The 16,596-nt window shown below is 60.6% G+C and carries 17 protein-coding genes; 8 read left to right on the top strand and 9 right to left on the bottom strand.

Annotation, left to right across the window (positions count from 1 at the left end; all coding sequences use genetic code 11):
* Positions 1–46: 46 nt before the first annotated feature.
* The 4 genes from VWZ85_RS05655 to VWZ85_RS05640 form a co-directional block, all read right to left on the bottom strand.
* Positions 47–502, bottom strand: a complete 456-nt coding sequence (locus VWZ85_RS05655) for a YaiI/YqxD family protein (protein ID WP_340546428.1) — start codon at positions 500–502, stop codon at positions 47–49.
* Positions 499–1,992: a Si-specific NAD(P)(+) transhydrogenase gene (gene sthA, locus VWZ85_RS05650; protein ID WP_416534551.1), complete on the bottom strand. Its 1,494-nt coding sequence runs from the start codon at positions 1,990–1,992 to the stop codon at positions 499–501. Before sthA ends, VWZ85_RS05655 begins: the two co-directional genes overlap by 4 nt.
* A gap of 3 nt (positions 1,993–1,995) precedes the next feature.
* Positions 1,996–2,829 (bottom strand): S-formylglutathione hydrolase, encoded by an 834-nt coding sequence (gene fghA / locus VWZ85_RS05645; protein ID WP_340546430.1) that lies wholly within the window; start codon positions 2,827–2,829, stop codon positions 1,996–1,998.
* Positions 2,830–3,004: 175 nt separating this feature from the next.
* Positions 3,005–3,943 carry an AEC family transporter gene (locus VWZ85_RS05640; protein WP_416587352.1) on the bottom strand — a complete coding sequence of 313 codons (939 nt, stop codon included), beginning with the start codon at positions 3,941–3,943 and terminating at the stop codon, positions 3,005–3,007.
* A 422-nt stretch (positions 3,944–4,365) separates the two neighbouring features.
* On the opposite strand from VWZ85_RS05640, the gene VWZ85_RS05635 reads away from it, so the two are divergent.
* A complete protein-coding gene (locus VWZ85_RS05635) occupies positions 4,366–5,010 on the top strand; it encodes a TetR/AcrR family transcriptional regulator (protein ID WP_416587351.1) in 645 nt (214 codons plus the stop codon).
* A gap of 31 nt (positions 5,011–5,041) precedes the next feature.
* On the opposite strand, the gene VWZ85_RS05630 is transcribed toward VWZ85_RS05635, so the two are convergent.
* On the bottom strand, positions 5,042–5,590 hold the full coding sequence (locus VWZ85_RS05630; RefSeq protein ID WP_416587350.1) for a cytochrome c: 549 nt from the start codon (positions 5,588–5,590) through the stop codon (positions 5,042–5,044).
* A 163-nt stretch (positions 5,591–5,753) separates the two neighbouring features.
* Here VWZ85_RS05630 and VWZ85_RS05625 point away from each other — a divergent pair, with 163 nt between their 5' ends.
* Both VWZ85_RS05625 and VWZ85_RS05620 read left to right on the top strand, forming a co-directional pair.
* Complete coding sequence (locus VWZ85_RS05625) at positions 5,754–6,455, top strand: ArsR/SmtB family transcription factor (protein WP_340546434.1); 702 nt, start codon at positions 5,754–5,756, stop codon at positions 6,453–6,455.
* A 69-nt stretch (positions 6,456–6,524) separates the two neighbouring features.
* Positions 6,525–6,869: a DUF2794 domain-containing protein gene (locus VWZ85_RS05620; protein WP_416544541.1), complete on the top strand. Its 345-nt coding sequence runs from the start codon at positions 6,525–6,527 to the stop codon at positions 6,867–6,869.
* Positions 6,870–6,917: 48 nt separating this feature from the next.
* Here VWZ85_RS05620 and VWZ85_RS05615 read toward each other — a convergent pair whose 3' ends face one another.
* From VWZ85_RS05615 to VWZ85_RS05605, 3 genes are all read right to left on the bottom strand, one after another.
* Positions 6,918–7,766: a C40 family peptidase gene (locus tag VWZ85_RS05615; RefSeq protein WP_416587349.1), complete on the bottom strand. Its 849-nt coding sequence runs from the start codon at positions 7,764–7,766 to the stop codon at positions 6,918–6,920.
* 8 nt (positions 7,767–7,774) lie between these two features.
* The gene (locus VWZ85_RS05610) at positions 7,775–9,193 is read right to left on the bottom strand and encodes a leucyl aminopeptidase family protein (RefSeq protein ID WP_416587348.1); all 1,419 of its coding nucleotides are present in this window, start codon (positions 9,191–9,193) and stop codon (positions 7,775–7,777) included.
* A gap of 294 nt (positions 9,194–9,487) precedes the next feature.
* On the bottom strand, positions 9,488–9,892 hold the full coding sequence (locus VWZ85_RS05605) for a hypothetical protein (RefSeq protein WP_340546438.1): 405 nt from the start codon (positions 9,890–9,892) through the stop codon (positions 9,488–9,490).
* Between the two features lie 130 nt (positions 9,893–10,022).
* Here VWZ85_RS05605 and VWZ85_RS05600 point away from each other — a divergent pair, with 130 nt between their 5' ends.
* A complete protein-coding gene (locus VWZ85_RS05600) occupies positions 10,023–10,673 on the top strand; it encodes a carbonic anhydrase (RefSeq protein ID WP_340546439.1) in 651 nt (216 codons plus the stop codon).
* A 41-nt stretch (positions 10,674–10,714) separates the two neighbouring features.
* Here VWZ85_RS05600 and VWZ85_RS05595 read toward each other — a convergent pair whose 3' ends face one another.
* The gene (locus VWZ85_RS05595; RefSeq protein WP_416538285.1) at positions 10,715–11,872 is read right to left on the bottom strand and encodes a DUF3095 domain-containing protein; all 1,158 of its coding nucleotides are present in this window, start codon (positions 11,870–11,872) and stop codon (positions 10,715–10,717) included.
* A 177-nt stretch (positions 11,873–12,049) separates the two neighbouring features.
* On the opposite strand from VWZ85_RS05595, the gene VWZ85_RS05590 reads away from it, so the two are divergent.
* The 4 genes from VWZ85_RS05590 to VWZ85_RS05575 all read left to right on the top strand — a co-directional run bounded on the left by VWZ85_RS05590 (position 12,050) and on the right by VWZ85_RS05575 (position 16,596).
* Positions 12,050–13,228, top strand: coding sequence for an MFS transporter (locus tag VWZ85_RS05590; RefSeq protein WP_340546441.1), 1,179 nt, complete (start codon positions 12,050–12,052; stop codon positions 13,226–13,228).
* A 78-nt stretch (positions 13,229–13,306) separates the two neighbouring features.
* Complete coding sequence (locus tag VWZ85_RS05585; protein WP_340546442.1) at positions 13,307–14,329, top strand: aspartate-semialdehyde dehydrogenase; 1,023 nt, start codon at positions 13,307–13,309, stop codon at positions 14,327–14,329.
* A 130-nt stretch (positions 14,330–14,459) separates the two neighbouring features.
* The gene (locus VWZ85_RS05580; RefSeq protein ID WP_340546443.1) at positions 14,460–14,804 is read left to right on the top strand and encodes a hypothetical protein; all 345 of its coding nucleotides are present in this window, start codon (positions 14,460–14,462) and stop codon (positions 14,802–14,804) included.
* A gap of 118 nt (positions 14,805–14,922) precedes the next feature.
* Positions 14,923–16,596, top strand: coding sequence for a DUF4139 domain-containing protein (locus VWZ85_RS05575; protein ID WP_416587347.1), 1,674 nt, complete (start codon positions 14,923–14,925; stop codon positions 16,594–16,596).

The raw sequence follows: 16,596 nt of genomic DNA, 5'->3' as shown, positions 1-16,596 counted from the left end.
ACGCAACGATGGGCAAAGGGCAAGAGCAGGGGGCGACCGGACCGGTTCAGGTGGCGCTGGCGGCGCGGATCTCACGCTCGAGCGCGTCGAGAAAGCGGGATCGGTCGGCTTTGGTAAAGCCTTTGCCGCTGCCCCCGGCACCAAGCGGATTGGCGGCGCGCAGATCTGCCATCAGATCGCGCATCGCCAGTTGCTGGCCGATATTGGCCTCTGTGAAGCGTTCCCCATTGTGCCGCAACACCCGGGCGCCGGCCTCGATACATTTTGCGGCCAGCGGAATATCTCCGGTGACCACGACATCGCCGTTTCCGCAACGCTCGGCGATCCACATGTCGGCTACATCGGCGCCTTCAGATACGATCACGGTCTCTACCAGCGGGTTCTGCGAGGGGCGCAGCCCACCGTTTGAGACAACATACATCGTGACCTTGTGGCGGGTTGCCACGCGCTCTGCCTCGGCTTTGACGGGGCAGGCATCGGCGTCGATATAGAGCGCCATCACTCAGCGGCCTTGGTGGGTTTTACCTTGGCGGCCGGTTTCGCCTTGGCGGCGGTCTTGGAGGTCTCGGGGCCGGTCTTCTTCACCTTGAACTCCTCCGGGATCGGCATTCGGTTGAACGCGTCAAGGCCCGCAATCTTATAGGCCTCGGCCAGGGTCGGATAGTTGAAGGTGTTCTGGACGAAGTAATCCACCGTGCCTTTGAGGTTGAGCACCGCCTGGGCGATATGGATCAGTTCGGTTGCGCCTTCGCCGACAATCTGAACCCCGAGCACTCGGCGCGTCTTGAGAGAGAACAGCATCTTCAGCATGCCGTGTTCCAGCCCCATGATATGACCGCGAGAGGTTTCGCGGAAGCGCGCGATGCCGATTTCGTAGTGGATGCCACGTTCCTGGAGTTCTTCCTCCGACATGCCGCAGGTTGACATCTCAGGCACCGAATAGATGCCATAGGGGAACCATGGGCTTTCGGGCAGGGTCGGTGTTTCCAGCGCGTGACAGGCTGCAACCCGCCCCTGCTGCAATGAGGTCGACGCCAGGGAGGGGTGGCCGATCACATCGCCGGTGGCATAGATATGCGGCACGGCGGTCTGATAGGATTTGCGATCAACACTGAGACGGCCGCGGTGATCCGTTTCCAGACCAACAGCCTCAAGGTTCAGCGCCTCGGTATTGCCCATGCGACCGGCGGCGAACAGCAGCATGTCGCCGCGTACATGACGTCCGTTCTCCAGGCTCACCTCGATATGGCTGCCTTCGTCCTCGATCTTGGTGATGGCAGAGCCGAGACGCAAATCGACGCCGTTCTCGCGGATCTGGTGAGTGAAATCCTGAATCAATGTGCTGTCGATGAAGTCGAGGAAGGTGTCGCGCGGCTCGATCAGGGTCACACGGACATCAAGGGCAGAGAACATGGTGGCATATTCGACGCCGATCACCCCGGCTCCGACCACGACCAGCGAACGCGGGATTTCCTCCATTTCGAGGAACTCATCGCCGTCGACGACGGTTTTGCCGTTGAATGGTACATACTCCGGGCGATAGGTGCGCGTGCCGGTGGCAATCAGGAATTTCTCGCCGGTGACACGGGTGGTATCGCCTGCCTCGGTAGCGACTTCGACCTCGTTCGGGCCGACAAAACGCGCAAGGCCGGCCAGGACCTCGACGTGGTTTCGGTTGAACTGATGTTCCAGCACGTCGACCTCATGGTCGAGGGTCATGTGCAGGCGGGCCTTGAGATCCTCGGCCTGGATCTGATCCTTCACCCGATAGGCGCGGCCATAGAAACTGCGCTCGCGCCAGCCAGAGAGGTTCAGCACGGTCTCTCGCAGGGTTTTGGACGGGACGGTGCCGGTATGCACCGAGACACCGCCCAGACGATCCTTGCGGTCGATGACCAATACGCGGCGGTGCAGTTTGCCTGCCTGAATCGCTGCGGTGCGCCCGGAGGGGCCGGATCCGATAATGATGAGGTCGTAGTTGAAATCTGCCATGTATCAGCCCCGGTAGAGCGCTTCGGCATGGAAGGACACATGGTCCTCCATGAAGGTAGAGACGAAGAAATAGCTGTGGTCATATCCCGGCTGCATCCGCAGGACGGCCTGCTGGCGGCGGGCCGCCGCAGCCTCGGCCAGAGCCTCCGGTTTCAACAGGTCGAGGAATTGATCGGATGTGCCGGTGTCGATCAGGATTGGCCCGTCAAAGCCGCTCTCCTGCATCATCAGGGTGGCGTCGTGGCGCGCCCATGCGGCTTCGTCAGTACCCAGATAGGCCGTCAGCTGCTTGCGGCCCCAGTCACTGGCCGAGGGGTTGCAGATCGGCGCGAAGGCCGACACCGACCGGAACCGGCCCGGCAGGTTCATCGCCATCGTCAGCGCGCCATGTCCGCCCATGGAATGGCCGGTGATCGACTGGCGGTCCATATCCAGTGCAAACTGCTCAGCCAGCAGGGCAGGCAGCTCCTCGGTGACGTAATCCCACATCCGGAAATGCGGCGCCCAGGGATCCTGGGTGGCGTTCACGTAGAAACCAGCCCCCTGTCCCAGATCATAGGCCTCGTCATCCGCAACCCCGTCGCCGCGCGGGGAAGTGTCCGGAAACACGATGGCGATCCCCTGTTCCGCGCACCAGGCCTGCGCGCCTGCCTTGGTCATGGCGTTTTCGTGGGTGCAGGTCAGCCCGGACAGATACCACAGCAGCGGAACCGGCCCATCGGCGACTTCCTCCGGCAGGAACAGCCCAAAGGTCATGTCGCAATTGGTGCTGCTGCTGGCATGGCGATAGACGCCTTGCACGCCTCCGAAGGCGGCATTTTCCGAGACGGTTTCCATGGGGCGACTCCTTTGTTCTATGTTGCTCTATCGCTACCTGTGGTCAGCCATAGGGTCCAGTGACTGCGCGTCTGTGGTCCCTGTTTTTGCGACATATCATTGCAAAAACCTGAAGACTGCGGACGCCGATGGCCGCGATTGATGCCAATATCGCCCGGTCAGCGGCCGGATCGGCTCAGGGCTGCGTCAATACCGAGACCCCGGCGATCACCAAGGGCAGTGTCAGGATCGAGAGTGTCGTCGACAGCAGGATGGCGGCTGAGGCCCGGTGCGGGGCGACCCCATAGTGTTGCGCCAGCATGTAGACGTTTCCGGCCACCGGCAGCGCTGCGGCGGCGATGGCGACACCGGCGGCATAGGGATCCACAGGCACCAGCACCAGCACGCAGAGCGCCACTGCGGCCGGGTGCAATACCAGCTTGGCGAAGCTGAGCCAGCTGGCAATCTGCACCCGTTCGGCAGATTTGGAGGCCAGAGACGCGCCGATCGCAAAGAGCGCGCCGGGCGTTGCCGCATCGCCCAGCAAGGCAAGAAACGCATTCGCAGGGGTCGGTATCGGCAGCGCGAGCGCCGACCAGATCAGACCTGCGCAGATCGACAGGATCATCGGGTTTCGCAGCAACCCACGACCAACCAGCCCCAGCGTGGCGCCGCTAAGGCCGCTGCCGCGCCCCAGGTTGATCAGGACGACGATCAGAGAGGAAAACACCACCAGATCGACGCTGAGAACCAGCATCATCGGCCCTACCGAGGCCGGGCCGAACAAGATGATCATCATTGGCAGGCCGAGAAAGCCAACGTTGCCGATGGCCGCGCTTTGCGCCTCTACTGCGGCGGTTTGCATGTCGAGGCGACGCAGCGCAGCCACCAGCGTGGTGACCCCATAAACTACCGATGTGCCCAACAGATACCCGAGCACCAGCCGGGGATCGAAGATCTCCGAAAAAGACAGATTGGCGGCAAATCGGAAGATCATTGCCGAAAGTGGGAAATAGAAGACGAACTTTGTGAGGCTGGCGGTGGCCTCTTCCGAGAAAAAGCGGCTGCGACCGGCCCAATATCCAAGACCGATGATCGCAAAAAACGGGAGTGTTCTCAGAAATATGTCGAGCATCGTGGGAATTGGTAACCTAATTTGACCAACTCGGGAAGAGCGTTTCTCACCCCGCGCGGGGCTCCCGCCCGTCATCGGATCTCGGGTGAGGTCCTCTTCCCGTTGGGCCGGGCAGCGCTGACGCGCTGGCACCTATCCGTTGGCCCCCATGGCGCAACCGCAGAGCCGCCGCCATAAGCGGTTCCGGTGTGTTTCCATCCGCGCGTTTGCCTATGCCGACAAACACGTTAAGCTGATGTCATGAGTTGGACAGATCGTCGGCGCAAGCGTTTTTTTGTTCGCCGCGCAGGGCTCTGGCTCATAGACTATCACGACGCCGCAACCGTTTGTGAGGTCACGCTTGACCTTGCCGCAGAATGCCTAGATTGGGCCTGCAACCCGCGATATCCGATCACTGTGTCGCCCCCTGACCGAGAGTATTGATGAACCAGCCAACCGCTATTCCCCGCAAGGGTCGCAAATATGATCAGGTGCTCCTCGGTGCGCGGGATGTGTTTATGGCCCATGGGTTTGAGGGCGCCAGCGTGGATGATATTGCCCGAGAAGCCGGGGTCTCGAAGGCAACGCTCTACAGCTACTTTCCGGACAAGCGGCTGTTGTTCATGGAAGTTGCTCGGCACGGTTGCGCGCGTCAGGCTGACACAGCGGTCAGCATTGGCGCGGGTTGCTGTGACCCTGAGACCGCGCTGCGTGAGGCGGGGCACCACGTTCTGTCGGTGATCCTGTCGGAGTTTGGCGTGAAGATGTTTCGCATCTGCGTTGCCGAGGCGGACAGGTTTCCGGATCTGGGACGCCGCTTCTACGAAAGCGGACCGGCAACCATCCGGGCGCAGCTGCGCGAGTATCTGGCAGAAGCGACCGCACGGGGCGAGTTGCGGATCGAGGATCTGGATCTGGCGGCTGATCAGTTTGCGGAACTGTGTCGCGCGGATATGTTCCTTAGGCTGCTTTTCAACATCGACGCCGATATCGGCGATGACGAGCGTGAGCGTGTGGTTGAGGCCGCGATTAAGACGTTTCTTGCCCGCTACGGGGTCGCTGGTACGGCAGGCAACAGTACTCGCTGATCGGCCATCGGGTCGAACCGGCTAGGGCAGCTCAGTGAGTGGTGAATTCGCGCGGTGTCTCACGGTAGATCTGGTGACAGTTGTGACAGGCGGATAGCAGGCGGGGCAGGCTGCGTTTCAACCCGGCCGCCGAGCGGGTATTCAGTGCGCGTGCCGCGCGTTCGGCAGACTCCGCATGGCGTTTGAAATCAGCCCAGTTTGCCCAGATACCGCCGCGTGCATGGGATGACAGATCGGTGACATCCTGGCGGAATTCGCGCGGGATGCGGCGCGTCGACCGGATCAGATCGCGTCGGGCTGCGCGCGCGGCGCCGCGATCGAATGCGATGTAGTCGCGGGTCATCGCTGCAAGATCCTGAACGGCCGTTTTTTGACCACCCATCAGAGCGATACGTTGGGCAACGTGTTTGTTGGTCGGTTGAGGATCGGCATCGACCTTGCCGGCCAGCAGCAGAAGTGAGGCGATCAGCAGCGCGCAGCCCATGAGAAGGCAGAGGCCCCCCAGACCACGCCAGTGTTCGTCGGCTCGGGTCTGAACCGGGTCAGGTCGATGGCGTCGTTGTTTGGGGTCATGCTGCATGGTCTCTTGGCTCCAGATCCTGATCAGGCGCGATGCGAAAAAACTATGCGGTTGAGGTTAGATCCCGGTTAATTATGGGATAGACAGGCTGGCTAGAACCCTTCGGCGATGGTCGAAGCGTTTGTACTAGGCGCAATTGCGGGCGGCGGGTTATCGTCTGACCATGAGCACTCCTCGATTTGATATTCTGGGCCAGGCGCTTTCCGATGCCAGCCGCACCCGTATGTTATGCGAGCTGCTGGACGGTCGGTCCTACACCAATAAGGAGCTGGCAGCGGCGGCAGGTGTCACCGCGCCGACAGCAACAGCGCATTTGCAGCTGCTGCAATCCGCAGGCCTGGTCGTTGCTGAAAAGCGAGGGCGCTGCGTTTTTCACAGGTTGGCCAGCGCCGAGGTGGCACAGACCCTTGAGCAACTGGCTGCGATTGCGCCGTCGGATCATCTGCATCGTGCGCAGCAGCGAAAGGCGGGTGTCCTGGCACCATTGCGCAGTTGCTACGACCACTTTGCCGGTCCATTGGCGGTGGCGATGACCCGGCGGTTTCTCGATCTTGGAATTCTGGTTGAGCGCAACGGCGGGTTCGAAGTGATTCCGGCAGCAGAATGGGACCGGCTGGGAGTCACCTTGCCGACACGGCCTTCACGGCAAGCCTTTGCGAAGCCCTGCATGGACTGGACGGAGCGGCGCCTGCATATCTCGGGCGAATTGGGGCGTCAGCTGTTGTCTCACGCGCTGACTTCGGGCTGGGTCAAGCGTCAGCCGGTCAAACGGGGGCTGCTGCTGACCGCCCCTGGACGTGCGGCTTTTGAGCAGACCATCGGTCTGGACACACGCTCTGTTCTGCCCGAGCTTTCGCCTTCCTGAGGACGCCAGCTGCGGCGCAAGGTGGCAATAATGCTTGATTTACTGTCTGTTTGGCGCAACGCTGTCATTATGAGCTTTGACCAAGTGCAGCCCTTCTCATCGTTTTCCGGCCCGCAGCAGGTTGCCTTTCACCGGACCGAACTCTCGGTGATCCTGTCATTGTATGGCCGTATGGTTGCAGCCGGGGAATGGCGGGACTACGGCATTTCGACCCTTCGGGATCTGGCCGTTTTCTCGGTGTTCCGGCGCACCGCTGAGCACCCTCTTTACCGTATCGAGAAACGTCCCAAGCTGCGTAATAGGCAGGGGCAATATGCGGTTGTCGGTATGGATGGGCAGATTCTGAAGCGCGGCCATGATCTCAGATCCGTGTTGCGTGTGCTCGAACGCAAGCTCATCCGATCCGTGACCTGACCGCCGGTTGCGGCGCTGCCTGATGATCCGGGCCGCGAAGAAGCGGCTTCAGAGGTCTGGGCGCCGGTGACGAGTGATCGGTCCATCGCCCTGCACCATGATCCGCTCCACCGCATCCGCCACCGGCTCCAGTGCAACCGCCATATGATGGGCGTTTGCATGGATCATGGTTTCGTGGTCCTGCATCAGGGCGACATGGCCCTTCCAGAACAGGAGATCGCCGCGTCTGAGATCACTGGGAACCGCTGTGTTGCCGAGCGATATGTCCTGGCCAAGTTCATTTTCCTGCTGGTCGCTGTCACCGGGGCAGGTGACCCCGCAGGCCAGCATCGCCGCCTGGACCAGACCCGAGCAGTCGATCCCCCAGCGGCTGTTTCCGCCCCACAGATAAGGCGTGCCGAGAAAGAGCTGTGCAACCGCGACCGGATCGGTTTCGGGCACTGAAACCGGCCGCAGATGAGACGCGGGGATGAACCCCAGATTGGTTTCCGCAAATCGATCTGTGAAAGCTAGGACGCTCACCCTGCTGCCGTGGCTGAGACTGCAGAGGTCGGCGGATTTCATATCTGCGGCGCTATAGGCATGTGTTGCCGGTGTGCAGACCCGATGGGTTGCGGGGGCGGCATCGGTTGCGAGGGCTGTGGCCGGAACATAGCCGACATAGTCATCAGCCACAGCCTGCACGAACGCCCATCCATCGCGCTCTTCGTAGATCGTGATCTCGGCGCCAAGCAACAGTTGACGGTCACGCGGCCCGTCCGGGCGCCGTAACAGGTTTACCACGGGCAAACGAATACAGGCGGGTTGTCCTGTCACTGCCGTGCGGTCGGGCGATTGCTGCGCCAGATGTGCAGCGATCACGCGGTCATTGGCCGGGGTGCGGCGGGGATCGGTCATCCGGTGCCTCAGAGGTTCAGCATGGTTGGCAACGCATCGAGCAGGGCCCGAGCGCCCTGCAATGCGCCGCCCTTTGGTCGGGCCGGGGCGGCGGTCGGCGTCCAGCCATAGATGTCGAAATGGATATACCGGCTGCCGCCGGCAAAGCGGCGCAGGAACAGAGCTGCGGTGATGGATCCGGCAAAGCCGCCGCTTGGCGCGTTGTCCAGATCAGCGATCAGCGGTTCAATCATGGCCTCATAGGGCGCGTGAAAAGGCATCCTCCAGACCGGATCGGCTGAGGCAGCGGCAGCCGCGCTGAGCGCATCGGCATCGCTATCGCTATCGGTGTAAAACGGCGCCAGATCCGGACCGACCGCCACACGCGCCGCGCCCGTCAGCGTGGCCATGGAGATAAGCAGATCCGGGGCGTCTTCCGCCGCGTAGGACAGGGCATCGGCCAGGACCAGCCGACCTTCGGCATCGGTGTTGTTGATTTCGACGGTCAGACCGTTGCGCGCGGTGAGTACATCACCGGGGCGAAAGGCATTCGCCGAAACGCTGTTCTCAACCGCTGGGATCAGGACGCGGAGCTGCAAAGACAATTGCAGCGCCATGATCATCTTTGCGAGCCCCAGGACATTGGCGGCACCTCCCATATCCTTTTTCATCAGGGCCATGCTGCTGCCGGGTTTGAGATTGAGGCCGCCGGTGTCAAAACAGACGCCCTTGCCTACAAGGGTGAGCTTCGGGCCAGTATTGCCCCAGCGCATATCCAGCAGGCGGGGACGACGATCCGAAGCGCGGCCAACGGTGTGGATCATGGGAAAGTTCTGCGTCAGAAGATCTTCATCGGCGACAACGTCGAGGGCGGCGCCATATCGATCCGCCAGCGCCTGTGTTGCCTCCTGCAAATCCTGCGGCCCCATGTCAGAGGCGGGCGTATTGATCAAGTCGCGGGTCAGATATTCCCCGGCCGCGCAGGCCTCGATCCGGGCTGCATCGACTCCCTCGGGTGCGATCAGATGGGTTTCGGAGACGCGCCCGGATTTATACCGATCAAACCTATATTGGGCGAGCAGCCAACCTAGGCACTCAGCCGGGCGATCCTCCTCGGCGATCCCTTCAACCAGGCGATAGGTTGCTCCGGGCAGCGCAGAGAGGGCGCCGGCCAGAATGAACCTGCCCCTCGCGCGGTCCTTGGCGGTGCCGTATCCCACCAACACCTGTCTGGGCGCACCGTCGCGATCCGGAATGACGAGCACCTGCCCGATGGCGCCACGAAACCCATTGGTGCGGGCCCAGTTACTGGTCTCGCTCGGCGCATTGGCAAGCCAGTCTTCGCACTTGTCCTGATCCAGCACATGCAGATCGAGGCTGGCCGTCGCCGGGTCGGCGAAGGCCGGACGCGCAAGGCGGCTGATGGCGGATGGCTTGGCAGAGGGCATGACAGGATACTCCGGGACCGGGGGGCGATTTCATCGTCAGAGTATCTGTCACAGCGCCGTCTGCAAGCCCTGCTGATTGTCGGTCAACATGTGGTTTCAACAGGTTGCATCCGCCACGGCCGCAGGCGCAACGCCAATAAGGGCCCCGCTAAGAGCCCGGACGCATAACCTGCGTCGCTACGAAATTGCCATTTGGTTGGCATCAAGCCTTGGTCTGACAGTTGAAGACCGGCTCCATCGGCGGCAGATCCGCTGTCAGATATATCCGAGCAAGTGTCCCCCCAGGATCACTTGTCAGACCGAAAGGTCCTGTTGCTCCCATACAGCGGTCAGGGATCGCTCGCCGATCCGCATCAGCCGGAACAGGGTCGCCGAAACTGCTGCAAAATCGTTTATGTCGATCGCGCCGGTCACGTCACGGGCAACCCGTGCCATTGCTGTCATGCCAATCTGATCGGCGATAGCGATCAGGGAACGCGCACTTTTGCGTAGGTTTGGCAAATCGTTCTGGCGCCAGAGACGTTCGCAATGAGACAGCCGCACGGCGAGTTCCTCGATCGCGCGACAAACCACATCTTCGGCCCCGGCTTCGCCGAGTTGCGTATAGAGATCCGACAGTTTGTCGGAGTCTAGGCGCACATTTTCTTTGTGTACTACAGTGAGTATTTGAGCCACCACATTAAACCCCAATTTATTCATGCCCCCACGGCACGGGCCAAACTTGCGCCTTAGAAGTTGTCAAAAGGTTTCCAGCCGGATGACCAAATCTCTCGAATTTGCTAACAATCCTTGGTAACAGACCTGCCAGAGGTCAATCGAGGAACGACACATGCAATTTGCCAAACCCCTGCCGAGCTATCTGGTGACGCGCTATCATGGGTGGAAAGCCACGACCTATAGCGAAAATCAAGGCTGGTACCGGCGGCTCGCCAGCGAAGGGCAGCGCCCGCGCGCGATGGTTATTTCCTGCTGCGACAGTCGGGTTCATGTCACCTCGATTTTCGGTGCCGATCAGGGCGAGTTCTTCATTCACCGCAATATTGCGAATCTGGTGCCGCCTTATCAGCCTGACGGCGATCACCATGGCACCAGCGCGACCGTTGAATACGCAGTCACCGTTCTGAAGGTGGCACATCTGATTGTGTTGGGGCATTCACAATGCGGTGGTGTGCAGGGATGTATCGACATGTGCAAAGGCCATGCACCAGCGCTGGATGCCAAGGAGAGCTTTGTCGGGCGTTGGATGGATATCCTGAAGCCGAAGTTTCCGCTGGTCGAAGATATCGAGGATACCGACGCGCAGGCGCGTCAGTTTGAACGGCAGGCGGTGGTTGCATCGCTCGAAAACCTGATGACCTTCCCCTTCATTGATAGCGCCGTGCGGGATGGAACATTGAGCCTGCATGGCCTTTGGACCGATATCGGCGAGGGTGGTCTGGAGTGTTATGAGCCGCGCAGCGGCAAGTTCCAGCCGGTCTGATCGGGGGCATCTCGCCAACGCAAAACGGTCCCAATCAGACCTCAGGCCGCCGCCGGATTTGAAGCGGCGGCCATTCTCAGCGCTGCTTGCGTATAGCCGCCCGCGGCCCCGTCGATGAAATGGACGTGATCGTCGCGCATCGCCGACGGTACGATGCAGGTTACCAGCGCTTCGTCCTGCTCATGCACGCCATAGCGCACCTGCCCTGCTGCCGCGGCTTTCTCCAGGATATGCGTGATCTCGTCGCGCACCTCTGCCGGACAGTCGAGTGTCAGTTTCAGGCCATCGTCGAATTTTCGAAAATCCGCGTTGGCGACGAGCATTCTGCGGTAATGCTGGGCATCAAAGCCACCAATCGGACGCTTGCGGGTGAGCGCATAGGCCGCAAAGACAGTCTGAACAAACAACTGCAGCTTTCGCAAAATCAACGCGGTTTTCCCGCGTGACATCTTTGCCTCCAGCGTCAGACCCGGCGGGGGGAAGCTGAAGCTTGGCCCGCCCTCCGGCACCGGATGACCATGGCGCTGCAACTTGTCTGCAACTGCGAGAACATCGCTGGCGATTTTGGCAAAATCCCTGGCTGAGGCCCGACTATGGGGTTGCACCACGACCGAGAGGATCATCCCGTTGCGAGCCGGTATCGTATTCCAGCGGCAGGACAGGCCTGTCAGATCCGGCGGATCGGGCAGCGGTGCGGGGGGCACTTCGAAACCTCCCAGCTTCATCTGCCGTTCCGCCCAGTTGAGGCCACCACCGGCAAACATTGCGTAGTCGGCCGCGTCTGAGACGGCATAGCGGGCAACGGCGACATCCAGGCCTTCGGCTCTGATCCAGGACACCGGCAGCAATGCGGCGCGCAGCTCGATGTCGAATTCCGCGCTGGTCCAGCTGCGCAGCCGCGCCAGCGTGTCGCGCGCGATATCGGCGTGTTCAGGGGCCACTGCAAAGGAGGCGCCGTCGCCGCCAAAGACATAGGGAAACGGCGTGCCTCCTAGGGCGTTGATCATCGCGGCAATCGCCGAGGCGCCGATGGTGTTTACCGTCTTGTAGCGCCCGGTCGCGATCAGATCAGTGGAATTGACGATATCGCAGCAGCCGACCATCCAGTCCCTCGGCAGCGGCGTAAAGGCACCAGAACGGGTCAGACCGGCAAAGTCGCGGCTGGGCGCTAGGCTTTGGTAGAAACCATCCTGTGTCATCTGCGATCCGTTCATCCTGTTGACACCATAGCCTAGCGCGACAGCAGCACACGACCAATCACGGCTAAGTGGTTTCGCACTCTTGTGAATTGGTGCGAAATCGCCACTGTGGACGAATTACGATTGCTGGTCTTGGCTGTTTGCCGGGGCAGACATCTCATTCCGGGGGGGACCAACATGCAGGCCGGGCTGGTCATATTATGTCTGGGCTACGTGCTCAGTCAGTTTTTTCGCGCATTCCTGGCGGTGCTCAGCTCCGCCTTGCAAAACGATCTGGGAGCCACTCCCGAGGATCTCGCCTTTGCCTCAGGGCTCTGGTTCCTGACCTTTGCGGCGATGCAACTGCCGGTCGGCTGGGCGCTGGATCGTGTCGGACCAAGCCGGACCGCTGCGGCACTGCTGCTGCTTGGCGGTGGCGGCGGGACGCTGGTCTTTGCGCTGGCGGCTCAGCCCTCACATATCAGCCTTGCGATGGTCCTGATCGGGATCGGCTGTTCTCCCGTGCTCATGGCGTCTTATTACATATTCGCACGCGAATATCCGCCACGCCGTTTTGCGACACTGGCGGCCGTGATGCTCGGGGTGGGCTCGCTGGGCAATCTGGTCGCGTCCTATCCAACGGCGCTGGCGGTTGAGGTCTTGGGATGGCGGGGCACGCTGTTCGGGCTTGCAGGGATCTCTACCGCAGTCGCACTGGGCATCGCGCTGACGGTAAAGGATCCGGCGCGGGTCGAGGCGGGCGAGGGGGCCAAAGGGTCTGTTCTCGATATTCTGCGCCTGCCGGTCCTCTGGCCGATATTCATCATGATGTTCGTGGCCTACGCCCCCTCTGCGGCCTTGCGGGGGCTGTGGATCGGACCCTATCTGAGCGATGTTTTTGGACTGGGGCGGGAGGCGGTCGGGTTGGCCAGCCTGGTGATGGGGGTCGCGATGATCCTTGGCACCTTTGCCTATGGTCCGATGGACCGGCTGCTGGGAACCCGCAAGGGGGTCGTGCTTGGCGGCAATCTGCTTGCCTGTGTCGCGCTGGGGGCCTTGATGCTGTGGGTGGATGGTCCCGTGCCGCTAGTGGTGGCGCTGATGGCGGCCGTTGGCTTCTTTGGCGCTGCGTTTCCGGTGATCCTGGCGCAGGGGCGTGCCTTTGTGCCGCCGCATCTGGTGGGTCGCGGTGTGACCATGCTCAACTTCTTTGGCATCGGCGGGGTGGGAATCATGCAGTTTGCCAGTGGGCGCCTGCATGCGGAAACGTCCGGTGCGGACCTTTCCTTGCCCTATTTGGCCATTTTCGGTTTCCTGCTCGCCTTTTTGCTGGCCGGATGCGCAATATATCTGCTCAGCCGAGACAGCTTAGATTGATCTAGCCTTTCCTCGCGCGGGCTTTCCCGATAAGACACCGCAGCCGGTCACGAGGCCGGACACAATTGGAGACACAAAATGGGTTATCGCGTCGTTATCGCGGGCGCCACGGGCAACGTGGGCCGTGAAATGCTGAACATTCTGGCTGAACGCCAGTTTCCTGTGGATGAGATTGCAGTTCTGGCGAGCCGCAAATCCCTCGGCACCGAAGTCACATTCGGCGACAAAACACTGAAGACCCAAGATCTCGACACCTTTGATTTCAGCGGCTGGGATATGGCGCTGTTTGCCATCGGGTCCGACGCGACCAAGAAATACGCGCCAAAGGCCGCTGGCGCCGGTTGCGTGGTTATCGATAACTCGTCGCTTTATCGTTATGATCACGATGTGCCGCTGATTGTTCCTGAGGTGAACCCGCAGGCGGTGCATGGCTATGCCAAAAAGAACATCATCGCGAACCCCAACTGCTCGACCGCACAGATGGTTGTCGCGTTGAAGCCGCTGCATGATCGCGCCAAGATCAAGCGCGTTGTGGTCTCCACCTATCAGTCGGTTTCCGGCTCCGGCAAGGAAGCGATTGATGAGCTGTGGGATCAGACCAAAGCAGTCTACAATCCGACACAGGATGTTCCGCCCTCTGTCTATACCAAGCAGATCGCTTTCAACGTGATCCCGCATATCGACGTCTTTCTTGATGATGGTTCCACCAAGGAAGAGTGGAAGATGGTTGCGGAGACCAAGAAGATCGTCGATCCGTCGATCAAGGTCACGGCGACATGCGTCCGCGTGCCGGTCTTTGTCGGCCACTCCGAATCCATCAACATCGAGTTCGAAGACTTCCTGGACGAAGATGAAGCCCGCGATATTCTGCGCGAAGCGCCGGGCATTATGGTGATCGATAAGCGCGAAGACGGCGGCTATGTGACGCCGGTCGAATGCGTCGGCGACTTCGCAACCTTTATCAGCCGGATCCGCCAGGACTCGACCATTGATAACGGCATCAACCTGTGGTGCGTCAGCGACAACCTGCGCAAGGGCGCTGCCCTGAACGCCGTCCAGATCGCAGAGCTTCTGGGGCGTGAAGTTCTGAAAAAAGGTTAAAAACCTATCCATTCAGAGAGGGGGCTGTCTCGAAAGAGACGGCCCCTTTACCGTTTGTACAACTGTTCTTGCCAGCCTTTATCCCACTAGTCTGATGGGAGTTGGATGAAGGTAACTTGGGGGTAAGACCATGATGGGAAAAACGCCGACGCAGGCGCAGACACATGAGACTGTAATCAGCTCGGGGGAAACGGCTTGGGCCACGGCACGCAACGGTTCGCGCCTAGATGCCGAAATGGCGGCGCAGCTGCGGATGGTTCTGAGCGAGAGCTTTCGCACAGCAAAGAACTGGCTGGATCTGATCCGGGCTCTGCGCAGCAAAGGATTTTATCTGGAGCGCAGTGACGGGCGGACCCGTCTTCGCGATGCGCATAGCCACGTCGAAATCTGTACCTGCCGGTTTCTTGGGTTTCCTGGGAAAGAGCTGGAGGCGCGATTCGGGGCTCCATTGCCGGACAACATAAGCCAAGCCTGAGCAAGCACTGGCAGTGTGCGTCATGATGGGATGCAACGGCTGGTAACATCTCGCAACGATACGTAGATTTGATCACAGGCGGGCCGCTTGTCCGCGATTTGATCAATCGAGAGATATCATGCGACCTGTTCATTCAGTTTTTGCCATTCTTGCGGCTACCACCGGCACAATCAGCATTGCCACATCCGCAGTTGCGGATGTGTTCTCTGTTTCTAGCCAGGTTTCCGCGGTAACGCTTTATCCGGGGCTTGCCCAAATCACCCGCACCGCGGCGGTGGACCTGCCTGTCGGGCGGCACCAGCTGATCCTGCAAAACGTGCCACAAAGCGCGCAGACCGCCAGCCTGCAGGTGCAGATCGCGGGCGGGCGCCGTATTAGCACCCTAATGCGACAGGAGTCCGTGCCCCCTCAGGACGTGGCGACACCTGAGATTGACGCTGCTGAGGCACGTATCCGTCAGATCGAAGAACAGATCGCAGCCGTGTCGGATGAAGCCGAACGTGCCCGAGCCACGGCCCGAGCCGCGCAGAGCTCAATCCAATTCCTTGAACAACTTGGCGGTAATGATGGTCTGGCGGGGGCGGATGCCTCAGCGCTGGCGGATATCGCGGTGATGATCTCAAACCGGGCTACTGCAAGCCATCGTGAGATTATTGATGCAGAGGCCGAGGCCCGCGCCAAGGAACAAGCTCTAACAGCACTCCAGGACGAATTGAAGGAGGCCCACGCAGCACTCGCAGCCATCGCGCTGGAGGATGAGGACCGGCTCTTCATTGAGGTGGAAGTCGACGTTGCGGAGGCTGGGGGTGCCGAGGTTACACTCACCTATCTGACAGCTGGAGCGGGACATATAGGGTGGTCTCCCCATTATGAGCTGCATCTTGCGACAGGTGATGTGGCGGAGCTGACTCTGGCGCGCAGCGTGATGCTGGCGCAGGATACGGGCGAGAGCTGGCAGGATATTGCGCTGACGCTGTCGACGGCGGAACCGCTGGGGCAATCAGCGCCATCGCGCCTGTTCCCACAGCTGCGTCGGATCGAGAAACCGATGCCTGTCCCAACGCCTAAGCAGCGGCTGTCATCTGATATGGAATTGCAGCTTGCCAACGAACCGATAATCGAAGCGGCTGTGTTGGTTGATGAGCTACTTCCGCAATGGAGCGTCGACACGGGCGGCGTTGCGGCTGTCTATGGGTTTGGTGAGCCGGTCTCCATCGCCTCGGGTGTGGATGCGTTGCGGCTAGAAATGGACAGTGTCACCGCAAGCGCCGAGTTGAGGGCACAGGCGGTGCCACTGCGCAATGAGGTCGCTTATCGCGTGGTGCGTTTCGCAAACGAATTTGGCGAGCAGTTGCTGCCTGCGACGGAGGCTGCGCATTTTGTGGACGGGAAGCTGGTCGCCGTTGCAGATTTTCCGGGCCTGGCACCTGGGGCAGAGGCAGACATCGGGTTTGGGCCGATCAAGGGGCTAACCCTGCGCCGCGATGTTCTGGATCAGAGCGAAGGTGAACAGGGGCTGATTTCGCGCAATGCGGAACAGTTTAGCCGGGTTGAGATCGAGATCGAGAACCTGACTGACCAGCCCTGGCCTTTGCGGGTTCTTGACCGTGTTCCATACTCCCAGCAGGACGACCTTAAGATACGCTGGTCTGCGCGCCCTGCGCCGACGGAAGAAAACGTCGAGAAACAGCGCGGGATATTGGCCTGGGACATGGAGATCGCTCAGGGCGCGCGTGAAGTGATCCAGATCGAGACAGAGCTGAGCTGGCCTGAAGATCAAATTCTGCGCTAG

This window comes from Phaeobacter sp. JH20_29 (assembly GCF_048056175.1).
GTDB classification, from domain to species: Bacteria; Pseudomonadota; Alphaproteobacteria; order Rhodobacterales; family Rhodobacteraceae; genus Phaeobacter; species Phaeobacter bryozoorum.
The sequence above is the reverse complement of the archived record's forward strand: the minus strand, read 5'-3'. Positions and strand labels throughout refer to the sequence as shown.

What these genes read in the sequence shown, in the direction of transcription:
- VWZ85_RS05605 (WP_340546438.1), bottom strand. Translation starts at nt 9,892, where the DNA reads ATGAATAAATTGGGGTTTAATGTGGTGGCTCAAATACTCACTGTAGTA.
- VWZ85_RS05585 (WP_340546442.1), top strand. Translation starts at nt 13,307, where the DNA reads ATGGGTTATCGCGTCGTTATCGCGGGCGCCACGGGCAACGTGGGCCGT.
- fghA (WP_340546430.1), bottom strand. Translation starts at nt 2,829, where the DNA reads ATGGAAACCGTCTCGGAAAATGCCGCCTTCGGAGGCGTGCAAGGCGTC.
- VWZ85_RS05640 (WP_416587352.1), bottom strand. Translation starts at nt 3,943, where the DNA reads ATGCTCGACATATTTCTGAGAACACTCCCGTTTTTTGCGATCATCGGT.
- sthA (WP_416534551.1), bottom strand. Translation starts at nt 1,992, where the DNA reads ATGGCAGATTTCAACTACGACCTCATCATTATCGGATCCGGCCCCTCC.
- VWZ85_RS05595 (WP_416538285.1), bottom strand. Translation starts at nt 11,872, where the DNA reads ATGACACAGGATGGTTTCTACCAAAGCCTAGCGCCCAGCCGCGACTTT.
- VWZ85_RS05615 (WP_416587349.1), bottom strand. Translation starts at nt 7,766, where the DNA reads ATGACCGATCCCCGCCGCACCCCGGCCAATGACCGCGTGATCGCTGCA.
- VWZ85_RS05575 (WP_416587347.1), top strand. Translation starts at nt 14,923, where the DNA reads ATGCGACCTGTTCATTCAGTTTTTGCCATTCTTGCGGCTACCACCGGC.
- VWZ85_RS05600 (WP_340546439.1), top strand. Translation starts at nt 10,023, where the DNA reads ATGCAATTTGCCAAACCCCTGCCGAGCTATCTGGTGACGCGCTATCAT.
- VWZ85_RS05610 (WP_416587348.1), bottom strand. Translation starts at nt 9,193, where the DNA reads ATGCCCTCTGCCAAGCCATCCGCCATCAGCCGCCTTGCGCGTCCGGCC.
- VWZ85_RS05580 (WP_340546443.1), top strand. Translation starts at nt 14,460, where the DNA reads ATGATGGGAAAAACGCCGACGCAGGCGCAGACACATGAGACTGTAATC.
- VWZ85_RS05590 (WP_340546441.1), top strand. Translation starts at nt 12,050, where the DNA reads ATGCAGGCCGGGCTGGTCATATTATGTCTGGGCTACGTGCTCAGTCAG.
- VWZ85_RS05620 (WP_416544541.1), top strand. Translation starts at nt 6,525, where the DNA reads ATGAGCTTTGACCAAGTGCAGCCCTTCTCATCGTTTTCCGGCCCGCAG.
- VWZ85_RS05635 (WP_416587351.1), top strand. Translation starts at nt 4,366, where the DNA reads ATGAACCAGCCAACCGCTATTCCCCGCAAGGGTCGCAAATATGATCAG.
- VWZ85_RS05630 (WP_416587350.1), bottom strand. Translation starts at nt 5,590, where the DNA reads ATGCAGCATGACCCCAAACAACGACGCCATCGACCTGACCCGGTTCAG.
- VWZ85_RS05625 (WP_340546434.1), top strand. Translation starts at nt 5,754, where the DNA reads ATGAGCACTCCTCGATTTGATATTCTGGGCCAGGCGCTTTCCGATGCC.